Annotated in this window: 24 protein-coding genes and 1 pseudogene; 15 read left to right on the top strand and 10 right to left on the bottom strand. The window is 37.3% G+C overall.

Annotated elements, in window-relative coordinates:
- The first annotated feature begins 1 nt into the window (after position 1).
- The 4 genes from MHH81_RS18490 to zupT all read left to right on the top strand — a co-directional run bounded on the left by MHH81_RS18490 (position 2) and on the right by zupT (position 3,382).
- Positions 2–310, top strand: a complete 309-nt coding sequence (locus MHH81_RS18490; RefSeq protein WP_340924137.1) for an antibiotic biosynthesis monooxygenase family protein — start codon at positions 2–4, stop codon at positions 308–310.
- An 870-nt stretch (positions 311–1,180) separates the two neighbouring features.
- A complete protein-coding gene (locus MHH81_RS18485) occupies positions 1,181–1,792 on the top strand; it encodes a phosphatase PAP2 family protein (RefSeq protein WP_340924132.1) in 612 nt (203 codons plus the stop codon).
- A gap of 45 nt (positions 1,793–1,837) precedes the next feature.
- Entirely contained in the window at positions 1,838–2,488 is a 651-nt protein-coding gene (locus MHH81_RS18480) for a uracil-DNA glycosylase (protein WP_340924129.1), read from the top strand.
- Positions 2,489–2,572: 84 nt separating this feature from the next.
- Positions 2,573–3,382: a zinc transporter ZupT gene (zupT, locus tag MHH81_RS18475; protein ID WP_340924127.1), complete on the top strand. Its 810-nt coding sequence runs from the start codon at positions 2,573–2,575 to the stop codon at positions 3,380–3,382.
- 19 nt (positions 3,383–3,401) lie between these two features.
- Here zupT and thrB read toward each other — a convergent pair whose 3' ends face one another.
- Together thrB and thrC are read right to left on the bottom strand one after the other, a co-directional pair.
- Positions 3,402–4,328: a homoserine kinase gene (gene thrB / locus MHH81_RS18470; protein ID WP_340924124.1), complete on the bottom strand. Its 927-nt coding sequence runs from the start codon at positions 4,326–4,328 to the stop codon at positions 3,402–3,404.
- Positions 4,325–5,380 (bottom strand): threonine synthase, encoded by a 1,056-nt coding sequence (thrC, locus tag MHH81_RS18465; protein ID WP_340924121.1) that lies wholly within the window; start codon positions 5,378–5,380, stop codon positions 4,325–4,327. Before thrC ends, thrB begins: the two co-directional genes overlap by 4 nt.
- A gap of 174 nt (positions 5,381–5,554) precedes the next feature.
- On the opposite strand from thrC, the gene MHH81_RS18460 reads away from it, so the two are divergent.
- The 4 genes from MHH81_RS18460 to MHH81_RS18445 all read left to right on the top strand — a co-directional run bounded on the left by MHH81_RS18460 (position 5,555) and on the right by MHH81_RS18445 (position 9,284).
- The gene (locus MHH81_RS18460) at positions 5,555–6,766 is read left to right on the top strand and encodes an MFS transporter (RefSeq protein ID WP_340924118.1); all 1,212 of its coding nucleotides are present in this window, start codon (positions 5,555–5,557) and stop codon (positions 6,764–6,766) included.
- Positions 6,767–6,865: 99 nt separating this feature from the next.
- Positions 6,866–7,405: a DNA topology modulation protein gene (locus MHH81_RS18455; RefSeq protein ID WP_340924115.1), complete on the top strand. Its 540-nt coding sequence runs from the start codon at positions 6,866–6,868 to the stop codon at positions 7,403–7,405.
- Positions 7,406–7,426: 21 nt separating this feature from the next.
- Entirely contained in the window at positions 7,427–8,698 is a 1,272-nt protein-coding gene (locus MHH81_RS18450) for an acetyl-CoA hydrolase/transferase family protein (RefSeq protein ID WP_340924112.1), read from the top strand.
- Position 8,699: 1 nt separating this feature from the next.
- Positions 8,700–9,284 carry a DNA-3-methyladenine glycosylase gene (locus MHH81_RS18445; RefSeq protein WP_340924109.1) on the top strand — a complete coding sequence of 195 codons (585 nt, stop codon included), beginning with the start codon at positions 8,700–8,702 and terminating at the stop codon, positions 9,282–9,284.
- Between the two features lie 384 nt (positions 9,285–9,668).
- Here the strand turns inward: MHH81_RS18445 and MHH81_RS18440 are convergent, their stop codons facing one another.
- Together MHH81_RS18440 and hmpA are read right to left on the bottom strand one after the other, a co-directional pair.
- The gene (locus MHH81_RS18440) at positions 9,669–10,469 is read right to left on the bottom strand and encodes a GNAT family N-acetyltransferase (protein ID WP_340924107.1); all 801 of its coding nucleotides are present in this window, start codon (positions 10,467–10,469) and stop codon (positions 9,669–9,671) included.
- A 165-nt stretch (positions 10,470–10,634) separates the two neighbouring features.
- Complete coding sequence (gene hmpA, locus MHH81_RS18435) at positions 10,635–11,816, bottom strand: NO-inducible flavohemoprotein (protein ID WP_340924103.1); 1,182 nt, start codon at positions 11,814–11,816, stop codon at positions 10,635–10,637.
- Between the two features lie 184 nt (positions 11,817–12,000).
- On the opposite strand from hmpA, the gene MHH81_RS18430 reads away from it, so the two are divergent.
- From MHH81_RS18430 to MHH81_RS18420, 3 genes are all read left to right on the top strand, one after another.
- Complete coding sequence (locus tag MHH81_RS18430) at positions 12,001–12,450, top strand: Rrf2 family transcriptional regulator (RefSeq protein ID WP_340924100.1); 450 nt, start codon at positions 12,001–12,003, stop codon at positions 12,448–12,450.
- 216 nt (positions 12,451–12,666) lie between these two features.
- Positions 12,667–13,596, top strand: coding sequence for a manganese-dependent inorganic pyrophosphatase (locus tag MHH81_RS18425; RefSeq protein WP_340924098.1), 930 nt, complete (start codon positions 12,667–12,669; stop codon positions 13,594–13,596).
- Positions 13,597–13,695: 99 nt separating this feature from the next.
- The gene (locus MHH81_RS18420) at positions 13,696–14,460 is read left to right on the top strand and encodes a DsbA family oxidoreductase (protein ID WP_340924096.1); all 765 of its coding nucleotides are present in this window, start codon (positions 13,696–13,698) and stop codon (positions 14,458–14,460) included.
- 86 nt (positions 14,461–14,546) lie between these two features.
- On the opposite strand, the gene MHH81_RS18415 is transcribed toward MHH81_RS18420, so the two are convergent.
- Positions 14,547–14,891 (bottom strand): DUF2500 domain-containing protein, encoded by a 345-nt coding sequence (locus tag MHH81_RS18415; RefSeq protein WP_340924095.1) that lies wholly within the window; start codon positions 14,889–14,891, stop codon positions 14,547–14,549.
- A 92-nt stretch (positions 14,892–14,983) separates the two neighbouring features.
- On the opposite strand from MHH81_RS18415, the gene MHH81_RS18410 reads away from it, so the two are divergent.
- From MHH81_RS18410 to MHH81_RS18400, 3 genes and pseudogenes are all read left to right on the top strand, one after another.
- A complete protein-coding gene (locus tag MHH81_RS18410; RefSeq protein ID WP_340924093.1) occupies positions 14,984–16,519 on the top strand; it encodes an FAD-dependent oxidoreductase in 1,536 nt (511 codons plus the stop codon).
- 105 nt (positions 16,520–16,624) lie between these two features.
- Positions 16,625–16,744: pseudogene (locus MHH81_RS18405) on the top strand (ABC transporter ATP-binding protein); the annotation flags it as partial.
- Between the two features lie 269 nt (positions 16,745–17,013).
- Positions 17,014–17,328, top strand: a complete 315-nt coding sequence (locus MHH81_RS18400) for a DUF4288 domain-containing protein (RefSeq protein ID WP_340924091.1) — start codon at positions 17,014–17,016, stop codon at positions 17,326–17,328.
- A 68-nt stretch (positions 17,329–17,396) separates the two neighbouring features.
- Here MHH81_RS18400 and MHH81_RS18395 read toward each other — a convergent pair whose 3' ends face one another.
- The 3 genes from MHH81_RS18395 to MHH81_RS18380 form a co-directional block, all read right to left on the bottom strand.
- Positions 17,397–17,525, bottom strand: coding sequence for a hypothetical protein (locus tag MHH81_RS18395; protein ID WP_340924089.1), 129 nt, complete (start codon positions 17,523–17,525; stop codon positions 17,397–17,399).
- A complete protein-coding gene (locus MHH81_RS18390; protein ID WP_340924086.1) occupies positions 17,522–18,811 on the bottom strand; it encodes a helix-turn-helix domain-containing protein in 1,290 nt (429 codons plus the stop codon). Before MHH81_RS18390 ends, MHH81_RS18395 begins: the two co-directional genes overlap by 4 nt.
- 539 nt (positions 18,812–19,350) lie before the next feature.
- Positions 19,351–19,671, bottom strand: a complete 321-nt coding sequence (locus MHH81_RS18380) for a hypothetical protein (protein ID WP_340924083.1) — start codon at positions 19,669–19,671, stop codon at positions 19,351–19,353.
- A 168-nt stretch (positions 19,672–19,839) separates the two neighbouring features.
- Here MHH81_RS18380 and MHH81_RS18375 point away from each other — a divergent pair, with 168 nt between their 5' ends.
- Positions 19,840–20,712 (top strand): YitT family protein, encoded by an 873-nt coding sequence (locus MHH81_RS18375; RefSeq protein WP_340924080.1) that lies wholly within the window; start codon positions 19,840–19,842, stop codon positions 20,710–20,712.
- 79 nt (positions 20,713–20,791) lie between these two features.
- Here MHH81_RS18375 and MHH81_RS18370 read toward each other — a convergent pair whose 3' ends face one another.
- Together MHH81_RS18370 and MHH81_RS18365 are read right to left on the bottom strand one after the other, a co-directional pair.
- Complete coding sequence (locus MHH81_RS18370; RefSeq protein ID WP_340924077.1) at positions 20,792–22,513, bottom strand: ABC transporter ATP-binding protein; 1,722 nt, start codon at positions 22,511–22,513, stop codon at positions 20,792–20,794.
- A gap of 174 nt (positions 22,514–22,687) precedes the next feature.
- Positions 22,688–22,984 (bottom strand): hypothetical protein, encoded by a 297-nt coding sequence (locus MHH81_RS18365; RefSeq protein ID WP_340924073.1) that lies wholly within the window; start codon positions 22,982–22,984, stop codon positions 22,688–22,690.
- Positions 22,985–23,132 lie beyond the last annotated feature (148 nt).

The raw sequence follows: 23,132 nt of genomic DNA, 5'->3' as shown, positions 1-23,132 counted from the left end.
TATGTTTTATCAAATTAGACGTATGATTGTTAAAGAAGGAACTTCCCAACTTGTCGTAGACCGTTTTAAAGGTGAAGGGCTTATCGAAAAGCAACCAGGTTTTGTAAAACTTGAAGTACTTGTAAAAAAGGTGCGTCGTGGTGAAGAAGAGGTTCTAGTCGTAGTGGCATGGGAATCAGAACAAGACTGGAAAAATTGGGAGAAGAGCCCCGAGCATATTGCGGGTCATAAAGCAAACCTTGGTAAGCCAAAACCCGATCATATTATTGAATCCAGCGGCGGTCTATACGAGTTAAAAGCAAGTAAATAATAGAAATCCACGAGGAATTGATTCTCGTGGATTTTTTTGTGGCTTAGGAAATTATAAGATTAATGTTATGCCAATAGTTTTCTCCAAACAACTTAAGTTATTCCACTCTTTAGAAATAATGCGTCGTAAGAAGTTTCCGCATAGGATTTCCGCTCCAGGGCGGACGCTTTCCGCCGGGTGAGCGATAAGTCATCGCCGACGCTTACGCGTTCGCCTGCGATGGCTTATCTGTCTCACTCATCCGGCAGGAGTCGCCGCCCTTCCGCTACAATCCACCGAAATTTCATACTTATTAGTATCGACTCGCTAAAACAAAATTTTATCCAGTTTTTCAAATGCATGAATCCAAAAAATGGCGTAGAGCAACAAATCGGTCATTGAAAGCAACCAATTTCTTAATCTAACAAGTTTACTTGAAGTGAGACGGCAATGGATACGCGAGATTATTACAATAAATGGCTGAATGAAATGAACTTTATGCTAATAAATGCTCCCCTTATTTGGAGACAGCATTTTCTAATCAGTTTGAATAAACAGTGCAAGTGGATCTGATCAATTTAAATCTCTGATAAATGCAGAAGCTAAATTAGCAAGAGGTACCCATTGATTGCAGCGGAGGCGGCGACTCCGGAGGGATCAAGTGAGACAGATGAGACTTCACACCGTACGCGAAGCGGCGGTGAAGGCCCATCGCTCACCCCGCGGAAAGCGTCCGCCTGTAGCGGAAATCCTAGCGGTCATATAACAGAGCTTATTAAGACGCATTATCTCTATATGGGGAACTTCATTATGCAAACTTCTTTCCATTGTACATAGTTATAATGTAGTCTATACTTTTGTCATGAATACGTTTGAAAGGAGTGGGGAACAGTGAAAAAATGGTTTTATCCACTTGGTTTGGTAACATTGTTAGGATTCGCGACATTATTTATAAACTTTACTAGAGATGAAATAATTCAGCTTGATCATAAAATGGCAAATTTATTAGGGGGCAATAAACTAATTATAGCCTTTCACTATTTAGGCGAAACAAAACTGGTTGTTGTAGTAATGCTAGTTTTGCTTGTCTATTTATGGGGACGTCAAAAAAATTATCGTGGCATGCTCTTTGTTTTATTTGCTGTTGGAGTTGGAAATGTTCTGAACCAATTAATTAAAAAATGGGTTCAGCGAGATCGACCAGATGTTCCTCATCAATTAGAAAGCTTTAGTTTTCCTTCTGGGCACGCAATGGTTGGATTACTCTATGTATTTACAATCGCTTTTTTTCTAACAGAGGAGCAGTCAAATAAAAAAATACGAGTGCTAGTATGGAGCGGAGCAGTCATACTTACGACTATGATTGGTTTGTCTCGTATTGCGGAATATCGTCATTATGCGTCTGATGTATTCGCAGGTTGGATGGTTGGTTATACTTGGTTTGTAATTGTTGCATTGTGGTATGAATACAGAAAGAGAATTTCTAAAACGAATAAAATCTAAATCCTTTCCTATATGGAGAGGATTTTTTATAAGGAGCGACATCAAATGTTTCAATTACCTAAGGAATTAATGGATCTATGCATAAAAAGAATAGATGGATTCCCGGTAGAAGGCTTTGTGAAAGGAAAAGGTCCGAAAAAACCAACTCTAATGTTAATTGGAGAGGCACCTGGAGAAAATGAGGCGATACAAGGAGTGCCGTTTATCGGAAGGGCAGGGGAAGAATTAAATAAATCACTTACTAGCATAGGATTATCAAGAGATGATGTATATATGACAAGTGCAGTGCGAAGTCGTCCGTATGTATGGAGAGAAAAAAAGACAAGAAACGGAGAAATAACGATAAGAAAATATAATCGTCCTCCTACAAAGCAAGAAATTGTAGCGCATGCCCCTATTCTAGATTATGAGTTACAACATATAGCTCCGATGGTAATTGTCACGTTGGGTAATGTAGGCCTGCAACGTTTACTTGGTAAAGGGGAAAAAGTATCCGAACTCCATGGTCAAATTTTGAATCGTCCTATACGACATCTAAAATCGCTCGACTCAACCGAATATGTCTGGTCCACAGAGAACTATGTTATTATTCCAACCTACCATCCTGCTTCTGTATTTTATCGTCCTTCTAATCGAGATTATTTAACAGAAGATTGGCTGAAAATAGGGAATTATATATTGACTCAAAAAAGTTGACAATTTCTTTAGTTGAAAAAAGTTGCGCAAGGGAAACAAGTTACTTATAATAGATTAAAATGGATATAGAAAGAAGTTGGGTCAATGGATGAAAATGTAATTTTTGCATTATTACTCACATTATTTGCTGGCCTCGCAACAGGTATTGGGAGTTTACTATCCTTGTTGACTTCGCGAACAAATACGAAGTTTTTATCTGTCGCATTAGGTTTTTCTGCGGGAGTTATGATATACGTATCCTTAGTTGAAATTTTTGTAAAGGCTAAAGATGCATTAGTAGTAGAGCTTGGAGCAACTAATGGTTATTGGATGACAATCGTTGGTTTTTTTGGTGGAATGATTTTCATAGCGGCAATAGACCGTCTATTACCTAAGCTAGGTAATCCTCATGAAGTGAAGAGCGTCGAGGATATGGATGTAGAGCCAAGCAACGCTGAGTATACCAAGCTGATGAAAATGGGTGTTTTTACAGCCCTTGCAGTTGGCATTCATAACTTCCCAGAAGGCATTGCTACATTTATGTCTGCACTGCAAGACCCTAATCTGGGGATAGCAATTGCTATTGCAGTCGCAATCCATAATATTCCTGAAGGGATAGCGGTTGCAGTTCCGATTTACTATGCTACTGGAAGTCGTAAAAAAGCATTTAAGTTATCCTTTCTATCAGGTCTTGCAGAACCAATAGGAGCTTTTCTCGCTTACTTAATATTAATGCCGTATTTAAATGGAGTTATGTTTGGAGTAGTATTCGCTGCAGTAGCAGGAATTATGGTGTTTGTTTCATTAGACGGTTTATTACCGGCCGCTAAAAAGTATGATGAAGCACATTCTTCTATCTACGGCGTTATCGCTGGAATGATGGTGATGGCTATTAGTCTAGTATTATTAGCATAAAGTAAAGGCAGTGCAATTCTCAATGAACGAGAACCGCACTGCCTTTTTTATTTTTTGATACAACAGTTCCTGTTCGATTGATCGCTACGGGTACAAGGTCAAAATCAGGGAAGATTCCGTTTAACTTGGAGACGAACTCTTCTTCTGTACCTTTTTGGACAAGAGATAGAAGCGTAGGTCCTGCTCCACTTATACAAGTGCCAAATGCTCCTGCTTTTTTTGCTTGAGCTTTTATCTCTCTACTTTGAGGAATCAAATCGAGTCGATATGGTTCATGAAATAAATCCTGCTCCATATAAATGCCAGCTTGTTCAAAGGATTGAGAAAGAAAAGCGGCTGTTAATAAGTTTGCCGTAGCACTTGCCTGTGCTGAAACTTTGCGTGTATAGCTTTCAGGTAGCACACTTCTTGCTGCTTCTGTTTTTAATTCAAAATTAGGAATGAATAAAACAAAAGATGCATCAATATGGTACGCATGAAAAACATGAATCTCTCCATTTTCTGCACTAGAAGAGATGGTAAAGCCTCCAAATATGGAAGCTGCTGCATTATCCGGGTGCCCCTCCATTAGAGTCGCTACCTTTAACTTATCATGCGAAGAAAGCTCGAGCGCTAGGACTTGATTTGCTAGTTCTATTCCAGCAACAATGGCAGAAGCGCTGCTTCCCATACCACGTGCAAGTGGAATTTCACTATTTGCTTTCACATGACACGCTGGTAAAATTATGCCGTGCATTTGAGCCGTTTTTTGAGCTGCTCGAACAATTAAATGGTCCTGTGGATTTGGGACAATAGGTAAATTTCCTGATAAGTTGTCAATCTTCCATTCAGTAGCTAATTCCACTTCAAGTTCTAGGTATTTATCTAATGCAATTCCGATTGAATCAAAACCAGGTCCTAAGTTCGCTGTACTTGCAGGTATTGAAATAGCCCATTTCTTACTCATAGTATTCCCTCAATATATTGACGAATTGCTTCCTCGTCATTTTGTAAAGATACTAAGTCAACTGTAGAAACTTGCATTGCGGTATCCGGATCTTTTAACCCATTACCAGTAAACACTGTAACTACTTTGCTGCCTGCGGGAATTTTTCCACCGTTTACAGATTTGATAACGCCTGCTAAAGAAGCGGCTGATCCTGGTTCTACAAAAATACCTTCACGACTAGCAATCAACTGATACGCGTTTAAAATTTCTTCATCTGTCACAGAATCAATAATACCGTGTGATTCGTCACGAGCTGCTTCCGCTAAAGACCAGCTTGCTGGATTCCCAATACGAATAGCAGTTGCCACTGTTTCAGGGTTAGCAATCGGTGCACCATGTACGATTGCAGCAGAACCTTCTGCTTCAAAACCAAACATTTTCGGTAAACCAGATTGTTTTACTTCATTATATTCTTTAAATCCTTTCCAATAAGCGCTAATGTTACCTGCGTTTCCGACTGGAATACATAAAAAGTCTGGGGAAGAGCCTAAAGCGTCTACAATTTCAAAAGCAGCGGTTTTTTGCCCTTCTATACGATGTGGATTGACTGAGTTAACAAGTGACACTGGAGTTGTTTCACTGACGTTACGAACAATTTGTAGTGCGTCATCAAAGTTTCCATCAATTTCAATAATCTTAGCACCATACATGCATGCTTGTGCTAATTTTCCAAGGGCTACTTTCCCTTTCGGAATCACAACGATGGATTTAATTCCTGCACGAGCAGCGTATGCAGCGGCGGCGGCGGAAGTGTTTCCTGTAGAAGCACAAATAACACATTCGCTTCCTTCTTCGATTGCTTTTGCAACAGCGAATACCATTCCTCTATCTTTAAATGAACCAGTCGGATTTGCACCTTCCACTTTTCCATAAAGCTCAATTCCAAGTTCTTTTGACAAGTTATCTAGTTTAATAAGAGGCGTATTTCCCTCGAGTAATGATAGTTTAGGTGTTTTCTCTGTTACAGGTAAATATTCTTTATACTGTTCAATAAGTCCTTGCCAAGCCATAATGTAATCCGCCTCTCTGTTCTCCTTGAATAAACATATGTATTTCTATAAAGGACATTTTACCTTAATAAAATTTAAAAAACAAGATTAATTTTCTATTGTAAGTTTACTATTCAATGCGTATACTAAACATGTAAACAAAAAACATTACAGGTGTAAAGACAGGAGTAAAAAATGACAACAGTGAAGCAACAAAAACCACTATCAAAAAATAAATTACTTGGAATTGCTGGTCTTGCATGGATGTTTGATGCGATGGATGTTGGTATTCTTTCATTCGTTATCGCCGCACTTGCAGTAGAGTGGAACTTAACGCCAGGAGAGATGGGGTGGATAGGTAGTGTTAACTCTATTGGGATGGCAGTTGGTGCTCTAGTATTTGGCGTTTTTGCTGACAAAGTAGGACGTAAAAAAATATTTATGATCACATTATTAATGTTCTCGATTGCAAGTGGATTATCTGCTCTTACCACTACCTTATTTGCATTTTTAATTTTACGATTTTTCGTTGGTATGGGGCTTGGTGGGGAACTGCCTGTTGCATCTACTCTAGTATCTGAAAGTGTGGAAGCAAAAGAAAGAGGGCGAGTAGTTGTATTATTAGAAAGTTTCTGGGCAGCTGGTTGGTTAGCATCCGCACTTATTGCATACTTTATCATTCCGGATTACGGCTGGAGAATCGCTTTACTTATTACTGCTTTACCTGCTTTTTACGCAATTTATTTGCGTATAAAATTGCCGGATTCACCTCAATACACTACCAAAAAAACAGAGTCTAGATCGATTCTACAAAATATAAAAGAAGTTTGGTCCAAAAAATATGCAAAACGAACATTTATGCTTTGGATTGTTTGGTTTACGGTTGTATTTTCTTACTATGGAATGTTCTTATGGTTACCGAGTGTTATGGTGATAAAAGGATTTACACTTATTAAAAGCTTTGAATACGTGTTAATTATGACACTAGCTCAATTGCCAGGTTATTTCTCTGCTGCTTGGTTAATCGAAAAAGCGGGAAGAAAATTTGTGTTAGTTACGTATTTACTTGGTACTGCAGCAAGTGCCTTTGTATTTGGCTCTGCAGAATCAACTACATTGCTCCTGATTTCTGGTATGCTTCTTTCATTCTTTAATTTAGGAGCTTGGGGAGCTTTATATGCATATTCGCCAGAACAGTATCCAGCTGTTATTCGTGCAACAGGCTCAGGAATGGCTGCTTCTGTAGGGCGTATTGGAGGAATTCTTGGACCATTATTAGTTGGTTCACTTGTTACTGCAGGATATGAAATTGGATGGATTTTCGGGATATTCTGTATTGCCATTGTCATTGGAGTGTTAGCAGTATTACTCCTTGGTACAGAAACGAAACAAGTCGAATTAGAATAAGAGAATAAGCCTGCTCCTTTTAAAGGAGCGGGTTTTTGTTTTGTCTCAGGAAGGAAACATAGTAATATGTAAGAATGGCCAATCAAAGGGGTGTAGGGTTTGGAGCAACTTAAACATAAACGAATACTAATTATCGGTTCAAGTGGTGCTGGAAAGTCTACTTTATCAACAAAGCTTGCTGAAAAGTGGAATTTACCTCTCGTACATTTAGATGCACTATTTTGGAACGCAGGATGGGTTCCTACTCCGAAGCCTGAGTTTCTGAAAAAAATTAAAATGACACTAGAAGAAGATGAGTGGATCATGGATGGGAACTTTGACTCTACTTTAGAATTAAGAGCGAAATACGCTGATTTAATAATCTTTCTAGACTTCCCAAAAGTCCTCTGTATGTATCGCATTTTAAAAAGAGCATGGGTACACAGAGGAAAAACTCGTCCAGATATGGCACCAGGCTGTAATGAAAAAATAGACATGGAGTTTGTCAAATGGGTGTGGCGTTTTCCAAAGGATGTCCGTCCTGGTACATTAAAAATATTAAGAGAAACAAAACAAGTAGATATATGCATATTGCAAAATCCAAAGGAAGTAAGAGCCTTTCTAGATACTGCGCCAACGATTCAAGCTGGGAAAATCTAATAGCAACAGGAGTACACCGACATGAAAAACAAACAACTAACAGATAAACAACTAATAGACTTCATTCCAAAAGATGCTGATATAATTCTCCCATTAGCAAACGGAGAACCACATAAATTATTAGATATTTTAGAGGAACATGCCGATGAATTAACTAATGTGAAGATACACCAACTATTAGCGTTACAACCTAGAAATTATATAGAAGGCGCATTCCCTGGAAAACTCAAGCATATTTCATATTTTTTAGGTGGGGCTACGAGAAAAATGTTCCATCAGGGGATGCTCGATCTTGTTCCCAACCATTTTCATGAAGTGCCGAGAATCTTGAAGAGCTCTACGAATCTTTCGATGATTATGGCGGTTGCGTCGCCAATGGACGAATTTGGCTATTTTTCATTAGGAACACAGGCGGACATCGTAAGTGAATTTATTGGATCGGTTCCCTTTATATTAGAAGTAAATAAGCATATGCCTCGGACGTTTGGGCAAAACCAAATTCACATTAGTCAAATCGCTGGTTTTGTAGAAAATAATCGTCCTTTATTGCAAGATATTGCAGCACCAATTGAAGAAAAGGATATCAAGATTGCAGAATTTGTGACAGAGACCATTCAAAATGGTGATACGTTGCAGATTGGGATAGGTTCAATACCAAATGCAGTAGTTACATTACTAAAAGATCATCGACACTTAGGTATTCACACAGAAATGTTTGTTGATGGAATCGTGGAGCTAGTAGAAGCTGGTGCTATTGACGGAACGCATAAGTTTACGAATAAAGGGAAAATTATTGCAACGTTCGCTTTCGGATCCAACAAGCTTTATAACTTTTTGCATAATAATCCGGCAGTGGAGTTTTTACCAGTAAGCATAGTCAATGACCCGCGTGAAATTGCCAAGGAAGAACGTATTGTTTCGATTAATGCTACAACAGAAGTGGATTTGTTTGGGCAATGTGCATCTGAAACAGTAGCTGGAAAGTATTATTCTTCTTCTGGTGGACAAGCAGACTTTGCTCGTGGAGTGCGGTTTGCAAAAGAAGGGAAGGGCTATGTTTGTATGACGTCTACAGCGAAAAATGATGAACTCTCCCGTATTAAGCTAAGCCTTACACCTGGTTCAGTTGTAACGACTTCTAAAAATGACGTTGATATGATTGTAACAGAGTATGGTGTGGCCAAAATGTTTGGGAAACCAATTTCAGAGCGTGCTAAGCAGCTTATATCTATTGCACACCCAAAATTCCGAGAAGAGCTTACATTCGAAGCAAAGAAAATGGGGTTTATTTAAAGTGAAACCTATTGATGTGTCCTTTTTTCATCAACCAACGTTAGAGCTTGCAGAAAAATTAATCGGAAAGTACATAGTGCACGAACATACCAGTGGCTTACTAATCGGAAAAATCGTAGAAACAGAAGCATATATGGGGGCGGAGGATAGAGCAGCGCATAGCTTTGGAAACAGGAGAACCAAACGTACAGAAGTAATGTTTGGAGAACCTGGACTTATTTACACCTATCAAATGCATACGCATACGCTCATTAACGTCGTATCTGGTGTAGTTGGGACCCCAAATGCCATTTTAATACGAGCAGTAGAACCAATAGAAGGACTAGTGCTAATGAAAGAGTTCCGTAATAATCTACCCATGAAACAGTGGACAAACGGACCTGGAAAATTAACAAAAGCGATGGCAATCTCGATGGAGTACTATGGTAAGTGTTGGAGTGAAAAGCCATTGTACATTGCAGAAGGTGAGCAAGTTACATCGATTTCAACTGGTCCAAGAATAGGCATCGAGAACAGTGGTGAGGCAGTGCACTATCCTTATAGATACTGGGAAACAAATAACACATATGTATCGAAAACAAGGTGAGGGGCTGTCCAATAAGCCCATAAATTGAAGCAGGTGTAGAAAAATTAGTCTTTTTCTACACCTGTTTTTTGTATACTTTTTATTAAAACTACTATTTTTTGAAGGCAATTGATTCTAGTGAAAGACGGCGACTCCAGCGGGAATAGCGTGAGCTGAAGGCCCCGCAGGAGCAAAAGCGACGAGGAGACTGAAGCCATGCCCGCGGAAAGCGTCCGTCTGGAACGGAATCAATACATTGGAAAGGGACCATCTCTCAGTCAATGTATGACTTTAGGGACAGCCCCTTTTTGTATAGGAAAAATGCTTAAGCGTAACATATAATCGTTTATTCGCAACATTCATTAAAATAGACTAACCACGGTCATGGTCGTCCCTACTATACTCTTAGATTTGTTTTCCCATGTAAAATTCATCAACAATTTGATCATTTATAACGAGTGCATTCTTTCTTGTGCCCTCGTTTTCAAAGCCCAGTTTTTTATAGAGCTTTTGGGCATTGATATTCTCTTTAATCACGGTAAGTTCTAGCTTTGAAATTCCCACTTCTTTTGCCCATTTCTCTCCATGAATCATGAGGGAAGAAGCGATGCCTTTTTTAGCAAACTGTTGTTTTACACCAATGACTACCGAGGCTCTATGCAAAGCGCGAGGAGCTGGTCCTCCTATGAACTTAACGTAACCAGCAAACTGTCCATTCATTATTGCTAAAAGTAAAATAGAATTTTGAGAGTTTTTCCATGAAGTCATACTTTTTCGGATGCTTTGAACGGTTAGTTGAATATCAGACTTCCCAAACAGCATGAAGTCCGTCTCGGCAAAAATTGTTTCTTGTAAGGTAATAAAAGCGCGCGCATCTTCATGTTCAGCTTCTCGAATAACTAGAATATCCTGTTGATTGTTTTCATCCGTAATTCGTTCATCTTTCTCATGTAAGGCACTATGGAAAAGAACGGATTTACCTAAATTAACATCCTTAATAGAATATCCATGATCTACCCATGCAAAGTAATGGAGAGCAGGTGGTTTTGTTTTTTTCCACCAACTACTGCTCAAGTATGCAGCATTTGGTAAAACATGTCCTATAATTGCTTCAATTTCATCGTAAGTTAAAGTAAGTTCTTTAAATGTAGATTGTTTAAAAAAAGTAGAAAGGGGTATGTATTTGCTCTCGAAGTGTTTGGACATTATGAATATTTCACTCATTTCTTCTTTTATTAAGAATTATAGGATAATTATAGCATTTCCAAATAACTATTAATACTACTAAAAGCATAATTATACATTAAAAAATTCCTATAAAAAAAACGTGTTACTCTATACAAAGTAACACGTTTTATCATATGAGAAATTTTAAACTAACTCTAATTGCATGGCAGGACCGAAGAATTCATAGTGAATTTGTTCATTTGCAAAGCCTATTTCTAGTAAATGATTAATCATTGCTTCCATAAACCCAACCGGTCCACAAACGTATACATCTCCACTTTGAATGGCATGAGTAGCTAATACATCTTTTGTAATAAATCCATCTTCAGTATCTGAGTAAAGCGTCACATATTTTGCATCTTCCATTGTTTCCATTAAAAAACGAATATCTTTGTCAAATGGATGTAGGCTCTCGTTACGTGCACTATAAATGAAAGATACTTTTCGAGAAGGTTGGTTTTTCGCGATAGTTTCGAACATACTCATCATAGGAGTGATTCCAACCCCACCACTTATAAATGTCACAGGAGTTGTTTTCTCTGGATCTAAAATGAAATCTCCAGCTGGTGCAGTAAGCTCTACTGTATCTCCCACGTTTACATTGTTGTGTAGGTGAACCGAAACTTTTCCTGCTGGATCATTTTCATCTTCTTTTTTCACCGAAATACGGAATGTTTCTACATCTGATGCTTTTGATAAGCTATATTGTCTGTTTAGTAAATACTCTTCACCTGGAACGCTTACTCGAATTGTAATGAATTGACCAGGTTCATAAGTAGGTAGCATGTTTCCATCTGCAGGTTTTAAGTAGAAAGAAGTAATATTGTCACTTTCTTTTTCTATATGGGCAACAGTGAAATCTTTAAAGAATCTCCAGCCACCTTGTTTTGATTCGGCTGCTACGTACATTTCTTCTTCAATACCGATGAATGCATTGGCGATTACTCCATAAGCTTCTGCCCATGCATTGATAATATCGTCTGTTGCAGCATCGCCAAGTACTTCTTTAATTGCACCAAGTAAGTGTTCACCAACGATTGGATAGTGTTCTGGTTTAATACCAAGACTTACGTGTTTGTGACCGATTTGTTTTACCGCTGGAATGATTGCAGCTAGATTATCGATGTGCACTGCTGCTGCATATACTGCATTCGCAAGAGCAGTTTGTTGGCGTCCTTTTGCTTGGTTTGCATGATTAAATATATTTAATAGTTCTGGATGTGCTTCGAACATATTTTTATAGAAAGTAGTTGTAATAGCAACTCCGTGAACTTCTAAAACAGGCGCTGTAGATTTTACGATATCAATTGTTTGTTGAGATAACATATTAATACACGTCCTTTTCTTGTTTTGTTATTTACAACTATTACGATACTCCTCACGATTCTTTAAAGCAATATTTAAAATACATCTTTAAATGCATTTTATATTTCATGTAATAAATCAGACACATTTCTTTCACGAATTTGTCATAGTCGTTATAATGAGAAGGTAGAATGGCGGTGGCAATATGAGATTAACTATGTATACAGATTTCTCACTTCGCGTGTTAATATACCTAGGTGCAAAAGAAAAAAACGAACTTTCGACGATTCAAGCGATTTCTGATGCGTATGGTATTTCGAAGAATCACTTGATGAAGGTCACCCATGAGTTAGGGAAACTCGGTTATATCGAAACGATACGAGGAAGAGGCGGAGGCATTCGTTTAGCGATGGAGCCGGAAGCTATTAATATAGGACAAGTAGTCAGGCATACAGAGGACGATTTTCATCTAGTTGAATGCTTTGATTGTAAAACCAATAGATGTGTAATAACGCCTGTTTGTGGATTGAAAGGTGCATTGAATCGAGCTTTGATTGCGTATTTAAAAGTATTGGATGCATATACACTGGCTGACTTTTTACAGCAAAAACATCAATTAGCAAATTTACTTTTCAATGAGCAGCATGATGTGTGATAAAATAAATTCGGAAATTGATTAACTTTTTTCAGCGGAAGTATTCCACTTCTATAAGTATGATGGATGCCAAAATGTTGACTATTTCAAACCCAGGCTGAAAAAAGTTAAAGCCTCCGGCGGATGTCACAGATTTTGAAAGGAGTTAATTGAGCAAGCTCAATTCAAAATCTGGACGCAATTACGTCGAGGCATAATTGATTAGGAGGATTATTCATGGAAAAAGTATTAGTTTTTGGACATAAAAACCCAGATACAGACACAATTACATCAGCAATCGTATATGCATATTTAAAAAATGCAATTGGCGTAGAAGCAGAAGCCGTTGCATTAGGTGAAGTAAACAATGAAACAAAATTTGCTTTAGAAAAATTCGGTTTTGAAGCACCAAGAATTATTGAAAACGTTGCAAATGAAGCGACAAAAGTAATCTTAGTCGATCACAATGAAAAACAGCAAAGTGCAGATGGCATCGAAGAAGTGTATGTAACAGAAGTAATTGATCACCACCGTATTGCAAACTTCGAAACTGCAGATCCTTTATACTACCGTGCAGAACCAGTAGGATGCACAGCGACTATTTTAAATAAACTCTATAAAGAAAAAGGCGTAGATATCCCAGCAAATATTGCAGGATTAATGCTTTCTGCAATTGTTTCAGATACGCTACTATTTAAATCACCAACATGTACAGAAGAAGATGTTGTAGCTGCACGTGAGCTTGAAAAAATCGCAGGCGTAAATGCAGAAGAGTATGGACTAGCCATGCTGAAAGCAGGAGCAGATTTAAGCGATAAAAGCTTAGAAGATCTACTTTCTTTGGACGCTAAAGAATTTGGTATGGGCGAGTACAAAGTAGTCATCGCACAAGTAAATGCAGTAGATGTAAACGATGTTATGGGTCGCCAAGAAGAACTAGAAGACTTAATCACACGTGAAATCCAAGAAAAAGAGTTAGATTTATTCTTCTTCGTCGTAACAGATATCCTTAACAACGACTCTGTAGCACTAGCACTTGGTAAAGTAGCGCTAAAAGCAGAAGCTGCATTTGGTGCGAAATTTGAAAACAACACTGCCCTATTAAAAGGTGTAGTATCTCGTAAAAAGCAAGTAGTACCAGCGTTGACAGAAGCATTATCTAACTAACTAACTCATAACAAGGGGGTTCCTTTCTCTCTTGGTATTTTTTATGGTTTTGGATGAATACCAGTGATTATTGGAAGAATAGTGTTGAGTTTTGGATGAATGTCACGGAGTTTTGGAAGAATACTCATGAAAGTTGGAAGAATAACTTTTCTAAGCAATTATTTTGAACTCAAGCGATGGACTCTATACAATGGGAGTGAGGTGATTGAGATGAAAATTGAAGTATGGTCAGATTTCGTATGTCCGTTTTGTTATATTGGTAAAAGACGTTTAGAAGAAGCTATAGAGCAAGCTGGTTTTGCAAGTCAGGCTGAGGTTGAATTTAAAAGCTTTGAGTTAGACCCGCATTCTCCTAAAACATCGGATAAGAGCATCTATGAATCGCTTGCTGAAAAATATGGTTCCACAATAGAAGCTGCAAAAGGAATGACAGCTCAAGTAGTAGAGCAAGCAAAAACAGTTGGGCTAGATTATAATTTTGATACAATGAAGCCAGCAAACACGCTAGATGCACATCGATTAGTGAAATGGGCATCTGCACAAGGGAAAGCGAAAGAGGCAAACGAGTTATTGCTTCAAGCATATTTCATTGAAGCAAAAGACATTGGAAAAGATGAGGTCCTTTTAGATCTAATCGAATCTATTGGATTACCTAGAGACGAAGCAGATAAAGTACTCAATTCCGATGATTATTTAACTGAGGTGCAAGCAGATATCGCAAGAGCTGGCCAAATCGGCGTTCGCGGTGTTCCGTTTTTTGTATTGAATGATAAATATGCCATTTCTGGTGCACAGCCTTTGGAAACATTCGTTGGTGCTTTGAATAAGATTGCAGAAGATGAAGGTATTTCCTCTTCCAAATAATGCTAGCTATTAGTATGCGGTAACAAATCCTTATCCAGAATTAAATGATAAAATCCTCTCCCAGTATCAATTGGAAGAGGATTTTTTTAATTTCTTCTCTCAAAGCTTAGAAATCTTGACCCTTGAAAAGCTATGATTCCAAGATCATCTTCTGCAAGCATTCCATACTCTCGACCACTTAGTTTTAGTTCCATTCGATCTCCACTGTCTACTTGAAATGTTACGAAATAGGAGGTAGAGGAAGAACTATTTCCAGACCCACCACTTGTTTTCGTGCGCTTCGTTACTACTTGAGCAGGTACAGATAGCTTGGGGGAGTTATTGTTTTTATTCCATTCGCCAATCCCTTTGATAAACGTAAAAATAATTAGTCCAAAAATAATAATAAAAAATATAGGTCCTATTGTACTCATTATATAAAATAAATCCATGGTATCCCTCCTTTACTTCTTTTATTTTATACGATTCCAATTGAATAAAGTTTCGTTAATAGATAGACACTGTAAAAAAAGGAGGAAATATAATGCCAGACACAATATTACCGAGTGAATCACAATCATATTGGCGAGCAACAAACGATTTTCCAATGTTTCCGAAATTAAGTGAAAGTATAGAGACAGATGTTGTTATTATTGGTGCAGGTCTTACTGGAATTACAGCAGCTTACATGCTGAGTAAAAGTGGGAGAAAAGTAATGGTAATAGAAGGAAGTAAAGTGTTAGAGGGGACAACCGGTTTCACTACAGCAAAGGTTACGGTTCAACATGGGCCAATCTATCAACAGCTGATCAATACATTCGGAGATGTGGATGCGAGATTATATTATGAAGCAAATAACGAAGCGAAACATTTCATTGAACAAACGGTGTCTGAATTAGGGATTCATTGTAACTATGAAAAGGTAGATGCTTTTTTATATGCGGATACAGCAGATGGTGTGGAAATACTTCAGAAAGAAATGGATGCCTACATCAGGCTTGGAATCGAGGGAGTAACCCTTACAAAAGATACAGGTCTTCCATATACCGTGAAAGAATCTCTAAAGCTAGAAAACCAGGGGCAATTTCATCCGCTAATATATGCGAAGGGATTAATGGAGAAAGCGATTGAAAATGGTGTTCAATTTTTCGAGGGATCACGTGCGAAATCGATTCATTCAAAAAATCTAGTGGAAATGGTAGATGGCAATGAAATACGTGCGAAGAAAATATTAGTATGCAGTCATTTTCCTTTTAATGATGAAGATGGTCTTTATTTTACTAGAATGTATTCAGAAAGATCGTATGTACTCGCGACTCCTACAGAAGCAAATTATCCAAAAGGAATATATATTAATGTAGAGAAACCAACTAGATCCATTCGAACAGCGTTAGGTTCTGATGGAAAAAGGTATATGCTGCTAGGTGGAGAAGGGCATATTACGGGTAGATTTCAAGGAGATACGATCGCTAATTTTGAGGCACTGGCGGCGTTTGGTCGAGAGCAATTCAAAATAAAAAGGTATGCCTATCGTTGGTCTGCACAGGACTTAGTCACACTCGATCAGATCCCCTATGTAGGGTCTATGACATCGGGGCTGCCTGATGTATTAGTTGCAACGGGATATGCCAAATGGGGTATGACAAATAGTACCGTAGCCGCCAAAATTATGGCAGACCATGTAATGGGGATAGACAATCGCTTTGCGGAGCTTTATGCTCCAACCAGATCGAAAATGAAAAAAGAAGATATCACTGCTTTTGCCAAAACAAATGCAAATGTAGCAAAAGAGCTTATTAAAGGTAAAACAGAAAACGTTAAGCTTACGCTAGAGGACTTACAAACAGGCACGGGGGATATTATCAAACTCAATGGCCAAAAAGTAGGCGCCTACAAAGATGATGCGGGCAAAGTATATTTAGTAAAACCGGTATGTACGCATCTCGGCTGTGATGTTGCATTTAACAATGCAGAAAGCTCATGGGACTGTCCTTGCCACGGCTCTAGATATACATACACTGGAGAAGTGTTGGAAGGTCCAGCATATGAGCCATTGGAGAAAATAGAATATACGGAATGAAAGACGCTCCTTATCCAAAGTGGATAGGGAGCGCTTCTGTTATATTGTGATCAACTTGTTGTAACAATTAAGATGACACTGACAATAGGAGTATTTGTATGAGAAAACGCTGATCTAATTTTAGTCAGTCATCATGGGGAACTGATCGTGTCTGGCACGCATCAAGAACTTTTGCAAAAGAAAGGCTTCTATGACGAACTATATGAGAGCCAGTTTAATATTTGAATGAAAAGAAGTTTGAAGTGCCCATAAGGGAATGCTGCAAGCTTCTTTTTATTTTATACTTCATTAAGTAATTTTACCTATACATCAAAGGTGTATTGAGTGAGTCAAATTATATATAAAAGGATAAAATGAATGGTATGAAAGTAGGAATGAAATTATGCGTTTAAGTGAGGTTTTCGACTGAGACTTTCTCAACTTAAAGATGTGGCTTTTTCCATGTAAATAAAGAATAATAGAGATAGGAAATGGAGGGAATAGGAGTGATCATAATGGAGAATACGTATTCGGTAAAACTTTTATTTGAACATATTTCTTCACCAGAGTCTATACCTCATAAAACATTTGAGGAAACGATTAATATCGTTCGAGCTTCTAATATGGAAGTTGTCGAAGGATTGGTAAAAGAACATTTCAAAGAAGTGACATATACAAATGCTAATGGGGAATTAACTACTATAAAGCTAGTGATGGTTTTAGATATTTTTGAGTTGGTAGATAGCATAGAAGATTCCATAGAGTTTGTAGAAGTTTATAGTAATCACATCAAAATGGATGAAGAGTTTTACGCTGATAGAGGTTACTGAAATTAAGAAAGGGTACAAGATTCAGTTATTGAATCTTGTACCCTTTTGTGATAAAAAAAGTATTTAACTTAATTAACGTTATAATTTGGTTTAACAAAAGTAATCTCCGGTTTTTGCACCGCAGTGTCCACTCCACGTACATCAATTACGATTAATAAACTTAATAAGCAAAATGTTCCGATTAAAATTTTTTTCATGATAATTCCTCCCAAATAGTTACTTTTGATTGTTTTAAATGATAATTAAATCCTATGTCATAATACATAGTAGCCAGTTTATATTGTTTATTGTCAGCTAATTTCTTCGCTAAAACATGGCAATAAATAAAGCAAGACATATATTCTTGTTTACCTTCAAAATAAAGCAATGCTTCTTTAAAAATGGAAACAAATTCTTTTTCATCCAATAAGATTGCTCTGTATATGGCGAAGTGATTTGAGTAATAAATTCTATTCTTCTCAGTAAGTTGATTCAATAGTTCAATTGCTTTTTCCAACCAAATTTTCGCGTTTTTATAATCACGAGTTTTATGATATTCCTTCACAATGGCAAAAATTGTGAGGATTTTGTCATTTGGGTTAGATTTCGTATCTAAAGCACTTTGAAAATGAAAAAGGGCTTTTTGTTGATCTTTTAGTAGGGAATAGCTTGAACCTAAATTATGCTCAATCATTCCATTAAATTTAGAAGAATCTATTTTAATGCTAATTTCTTTTGCTTTTTCAAATGTAGCAAAGGATTCTTTTAACAATCCAGTACTCTGATAGGCAATTCCTGAAATAATCAAACATTCAATGGAGCGTTCTATTAATATTTCTTGATTAAAATAGGAAACGGCTGCTTTCATATAGTCAATTGCAAGTATATATCGTGATTCAGACAAAAGCGTTAAACTAGATATATAGTAAAGCTCTGCCATCTCCCAGTCTTCCATACGGTAGCTTTTAATTAATGTAAACACTTCTGAGAAAATCTCTGATGCTTGCCGAAATTGATTGTTCTGATATGCTATTATACCTTGCATTGTATACAAGTAAAATAATTGTTCGGTATCCATTTCTTTTTTAAACTCTTCTAATATAGCCATATTAGTTTGTATTTCGATGGTATGTTCAGGCAGCATAAGCATCAATCTTGTTTCCATTAAAAGAAGTGTAAGTCGCTCAGGTTCAAGTGGATGTTCTTCTATATATATGTGAATATCCTGTAGAAGTTTTTCTGCTTTTACTTTATTTCGAGAGTTTATTACCGTTTTAAAGAGTGGTTTAAATGGATGTGATTTTTCCAGGTTTTCATCACTCTGTAATGCTTCTAATGGGATATTTAACCGCATAAGAATAAGCTGCTGAATATCTTCACTAGGTGTAACTAAACCATTCTCAATTCTACTTAAGTAAGAAGGAACGCAAATACCAGAAGCTAAATACTCTTGCTTCATATTCTGTCTCTGCCGTTCTAATTTAATTAGCTGCCCAAGTTTCACCTCATTACATACCTCCCCAAAAGACCTAAAAAGGATAATGAATCGAACTTACTATTAATAATATCACAAAATTATCTGAAAGTCAGATAAATAACTTAATAGGAAAGTGAAAATAGAAAACACTATAAAATCATCTGATTTTCACGGTTACTTTCTTAAGTATAAGTTATTAAACTATTGTAACAGAAATAACTAACGGAAAACTAGAAAGTTAGTAAAAAGTTCCAATGAACCAAGTCGATAGACTAAACCACTGGATTTTCTTTTTTCACGATAATCCCTGACCATGAGTAAATTCTTTATAAGGCTCGTGTTGAGCGATAAGCTCATCATGTGTTCCGGCACCTGTGATTTGTCCTTGCCTAGGAAGAATATTTGGTCGGCGTGAATAATTGTTGCTAGTCTGTGAGCAATGATTAGTGTAGTGCGACCTTTCATTAGACGTTATTAAAGCGTAGTGCAGTGACATAACAAAGTTACTTTACGATTCTATGCGTATAAAAAAGCCGCTCCTAGTAAGTAGAATAATTAGGGGCGGTTTATATATTCCAAACTTTTCTGAAAGAAAAGTTATTTTTAACTAAGTCTATTATGCTTCCAACTAATACATAACTCACAAAATGAATACAATATGCCCATCCATTGTAATGTAAAATAAAACTACCTGTTTCTTGACGTTGCAAACCGTTGTCGACCATGAAGTCGAATCTATTCCTAAATAGCATTTCTAAAATGGGATTTAACCTGAGTAGTAGATTTGCGTATTCAATCCAAACTATATTACAAATAATCGAAATTAAAGCTATCGTACCGAAAGCTAATGTCACATTAAATACTTTCATTTTTCTTTTCATATACATTACCTCCTATTTGTTATTATAGTTTGATAAGCGCTTTGTATTTCCCGATTCTTTTAGTGTCATAATATCATTTGATGGAAATGGCTGTAGATGCAAATACTATGTTATTGCGTCCACTTTTTTGTTAGAATGAGTAAGGATTAAGACCAAAGAGGGAGTATAAGTTACATGATCAAGAAAAATCAAAAAAAAATAGTAATCATTGAATATATGCAAATCATGTTGGGAGCAGCACTTGTCGGGCTTGCATACAATATGTTTCTTTTGCCAGCTAGACTTGCAGCTGGAGGAGTTTCAGGGATAAGCACCATTTTATACGAGCTTTTTCAATTTAACCCTGCATATGTACAGTGGCTGATTAATATTCCTTTGCTTATCTTAGGAGTTCTAATAGTTGGGAAAGATTTTAGCTGGAAAACCCTTGTCGGCACAACGTTTGTTCCATTGGTTATTTGGTTAACAACCGGTATCCATCTACCTATTGATAATCCTTTATTAAGCGCTATTTATGGAGGAATTATGTTAGGAGTAGGTCTTGGAATTGTTTATCGAGGAAATGGGTCAACAGGAGGCACTGCTTTAATCGCTCAAATACTAAAGAAATTCACTGGGATTTCGAGTGGCTTTTCACAACTGCTTGTAGACGGGCTAGTAGTAATCACGTCAGCTCTAGTATTTGACTTTGAGTTAGCACTGTATGCGATGATTTCCATCTATGTAACAAGTAAAGTAATCGATTTTGTTCAACTACAAACATCACCTACGAAATTAGTGCTGATTATTACCGATAAAGAAGAAGAAATCCAATCCATTATTAAACATGAGATAAATAGGGGCTTGACGAAGATTAAGACGCTTGGTGGTTATTCCAATCAAGAAAAAACTATGATTTTATGTGTAGTGGAACAATCTGAGGCTGTGTACTTCAAGAAGCTTTTATTAGAAAAAGAGCCTGCTTCTTTTGTCATTTTCTTAAATGCATCTGAAATACTTGGACGAGGATTTTCAAAAGCAAGATTTGATGAAAAGGAAGTAAAATAATACGCTATTGGACAAGCATGAAATAAACACCTCTCCATGTCGTTACTTTATACGTCAGTGAGAGGTGTTTTCAATTCATTCAAGACAACCCTTGCCCTTGTGTGAATTCTTTATAAAGCTCGTGATGTGTAATAAGTTCTTCATGTGTGCCTGCTCCTGTGATTTTACCTTGCTCAAGAAAAAATATTCGGTTGGCATGAACAATCGTTGCGAGCCTATGCGCAATAATTAACGTTGTGCGGCCTTTCATAAGCCGTTCTAACGCTTCTTGTACAGAAGTCTCCGAGCCACTGTCTAAGTTGGAGGTAGCTTCGTCCAATAATAATATTTTTGGATTATGCAAAAGTGCCCGTGCGATGGCAATTCGTTGGCGTTGCCCACCGGATAATTTGATGCCACGTTCGCCAACAAGCGTATCGTATTTATCTGGCAGTTCTTCGATAAACGCCTCTGCATTTGCTGCTTCTGCTGCTTCAATAATTTTCTCCATTGGAGGAATGTCTGACATTCCGTATGTCATATTCGATAGAATGGTACCGCTCATTAAAGGGCTCTCCTGTGAAACGTAGCCAATTTTAGAACGCCATGCACGTAATGATAGATCGGTGATAGGTGTTTGATTAAACAAAATTGTTCCTGAATTAGGCTCATAAAACCGTTCCAGCAAAGAAAAAATAGTTGTTTTCCCACCACCGCTTGGGCCGACAAATGCGGTGACAGTTCCTGGCCGAGCTTCAAATGATATCCCATCAATTACTTGTTTATCAGGACCATACGAAAAGTGAACATCTTCAAAAGCCACTACACCATCCGCTAATGGTTGTTTTGCTTCTAGCTCAACTGCTTCACTCTCCATATGAAATATTTCTTGAATTCTTTCCGTAGCACCCACGGCTTTTTGGAAAGAGGTAAAAAAAGTGGCCATTTGGGCAAAAGGAACAATAATTTGCACTAAATAAAAAATGATCGCAACTAAATCGCCGGCGGACAAGATTCCTTTGGATACTTGTAATCCACCATAGCCTAAAATGACAACTAAAATCGCCATCATGATAAGTGTCATGAAAGGGGAGATGAAAGCTTGTATTTTTGCTTCCTTCAATCCAAAACGATACAAGTTTTGGATAGCTTCATTTCCGCTAGCAGTTTCTGTCTTCTCTGCTTGGTAAGATTTAACTAGACGAATTTCAGATAACACTCGTCCAAGAAGCCCTGAAAAAGAAGCCATTTCTTTTTGGGTAGATTTCGATACCTTATGCATCATGGTGCCGAGTGGAATCATAATCGCTACACTAAGTGGAACGCTTATAAGCATGATCAACGTCATTTTCCAATCAATAAAAAATAATATAATGACGGACCCAATGATCGTAATTATTCCGGAAACAAAATTTACTAAATGGTCTGTAATGAGTGATTTTAACGTCGTAGTGTCTTGTGTAATGCGGCTCATCGTTTCGCCGCTTTCATTTTGATCATAGTAGGGAACAGGCAGATGAAGTACTTTACTCCAAAGCTTTTTACGTAAATCCGCAACAATATGTTCACCTATATAGGACAATAAATAATAGGAAAATCCACCGAAAATAGCCTGTAATAGAAATACTGCGAGTAAGACGATAATCATTTTCCAATTAAAAGCAGCAGATGTAAGTGTATCAACTAAGTCTTTTGTCACAAGAGGTACAATTAACCCGATAACAGTGCTTAAGAGAGAAAGAACTATGGCAAATATAGTGATTTTGACTGGCCAGCGAAGGCTCTTGAGTAATTGGAAAAATCCTTTGGTAGATGTTTGCATAGTAAACTCCCATTTCGATATGTAGGTTATTTCTATTGTAATGGATAGAATAGGAAAATGGCGACTGTGAAGAGGAATTACAAACTGTTACGAGAGCAATCCATCTCCATATGAGACCCACTCCGAATAATATACTCAAAAAACAATCGTGCGGAATAAACTCTGCACGATTGTTTAGGAAGATATAGCTTTTGTTTCAGCTTGCACCCGCTTTTGCAGGTCTAAAAGTATAGGATCAGAGCTTGTCTCTAGTAAGCTTGTTTGTTTTTGCTGTAGTTCGATGCGCATCTTTTCTGTTTCTAGTAAAAAGTTATTGTATTTGAGTTTTTCTAACTCTATTTCATCCTTTACAATTTGTGCTCGTACTTTTTGTGACTTTCTTAAATGAGTTGTCCATATTGCAGTAAGTGGTATAGAAAAAATCATTACAACAGCGACGAATCCAATACCGAGTCCCATTATTTCTTCCATTAATATCCCTCCATTTCCATTTTCTTAAGTATATACGAAAGTAACATAAAATAGTTTCGAAAAAGTAAACTAATCTGAAAAAATAATAAAAACAAAGAAGCCATCTCATCGAAGGTGAAATACCTACAGTGAGATAGCCCTAAAGCAA

Origin of the sequence: Psychrobacillus sp. FSL H8-0484, assembly GCF_038005325.1 — a bacterium.
In the GTDB taxonomy this organism is placed as follows: domain Bacteria; phylum Bacillota; class Bacilli; order Bacillales_A; family Planococcaceae; genus Psychrobacillus.
Note: the sequence above shows the minus strand (reverse complement) of the source record. Positions and strands in the feature narration are given on the sequence as shown.

Coding starts and splice junctions, on each gene's coding strand:
- MHH81_RS18490 (WP_340924137.1), top strand. CDS start 2: ATGTTTTATCAAATTAGACGTATGATTGTTAAAGAAGGAACTTCCCAA.
- MHH81_RS18480 (WP_340924129.1), top strand. CDS start 1,838: ATGTTTCAATTACCTAAGGAATTAATGGATCTATGCATAAAAAGAATA.
- zupT (WP_340924127.1), top strand. CDS start 2,573: ATGGATGAAAATGTAATTTTTGCATTATTACTCACATTATTTGCTGGC.
- thrB (WP_340924124.1), bottom strand. CDS start 4,328: ATGAGTAAGAAATGGGCTATTTCAATACCTGCAAGTACAGCGAACTTA.
- thrC (WP_340924121.1), bottom strand. CDS start 5,380: ATGGCTTGGCAAGGACTTATTGAACAGTATAAAGAATATTTACCTGTA.
- MHH81_RS18460 (WP_340924118.1), top strand. CDS start 5,555: ATGACAACAGTGAAGCAACAAAAACCACTATCAAAAAATAAATTACTT.
- MHH81_RS18450 (WP_340924112.1), top strand. CDS start 7,427: ATGAAAAACAAACAACTAACAGATAAACAACTAATAGACTTCATTCCA.
- MHH81_RS18440 (WP_340924107.1), bottom strand. CDS start 10,469: ATGTCCAAACACTTCGAGAGCAAATACATACCCCTTTCTACTTTTTTT.
- hmpA (WP_340924103.1), bottom strand. CDS start 11,816: ATGTTATCTCAACAAACAATTGATATCGTAAAATCTACAGCGCCTGTT.
- MHH81_RS18430 (WP_340924100.1), top strand. CDS start 12,001: ATGAGATTAACTATGTATACAGATTTCTCACTTCGCGTGTTAATATAC.
- MHH81_RS18425 (WP_340924098.1), top strand. CDS start 12,667: ATGGAAAAAGTATTAGTTTTTGGACATAAAAACCCAGATACAGACACA.
- MHH81_RS18420 (WP_340924096.1), top strand. CDS start 13,696: ATGTCACGGAGTTTTGGAAGAATACTCATGAAAGTTGGAAGAATAACT.
- MHH81_RS18415 (WP_340924095.1), bottom strand. CDS start 14,891: ATGGATTTATTTTATATAATGAGTACAATAGGACCTATATTTTTTATT.
- MHH81_RS18410 (WP_340924093.1), top strand. CDS start 14,984: ATGCCAGACACAATATTACCGAGTGAATCACAATCATATTGGCGAGCA.
- MHH81_RS18400 (WP_340924091.1), top strand. CDS start 17,014: ATGGAGAATACGTATTCGGTAAAACTTTTATTTGAACATATTTCTTCA.
- MHH81_RS18395 (WP_340924089.1), bottom strand. CDS start 17,525: ATGAAAAAAATTTTAATCGGAACATTTTGCTTATTAAGTTTATTAATC.
- MHH81_RS18380 (WP_340924083.1), bottom strand. CDS start 19,671: ATGTATATGAAAAGAAAAATGAAAGTATTTAATGTGACATTAGCTTTC.
- MHH81_RS18375 (WP_340924080.1), top strand. CDS start 19,840: ATGATCAAGAAAAATCAAAAAAAAATAGTAATCATTGAATATATGCAA.
- MHH81_RS18370 (WP_340924077.1), bottom strand. CDS start 22,513: ATGCAAACATCTACCAAAGGATTTTTCCAATTACTCAAGAGCCTTCGC.
- MHH81_RS18365 (WP_340924073.1), bottom strand. CDS start 22,984: ATGGAAGAAATAATGGGACTCGGTATTGGATTCGTCGCTGTTGTAATG.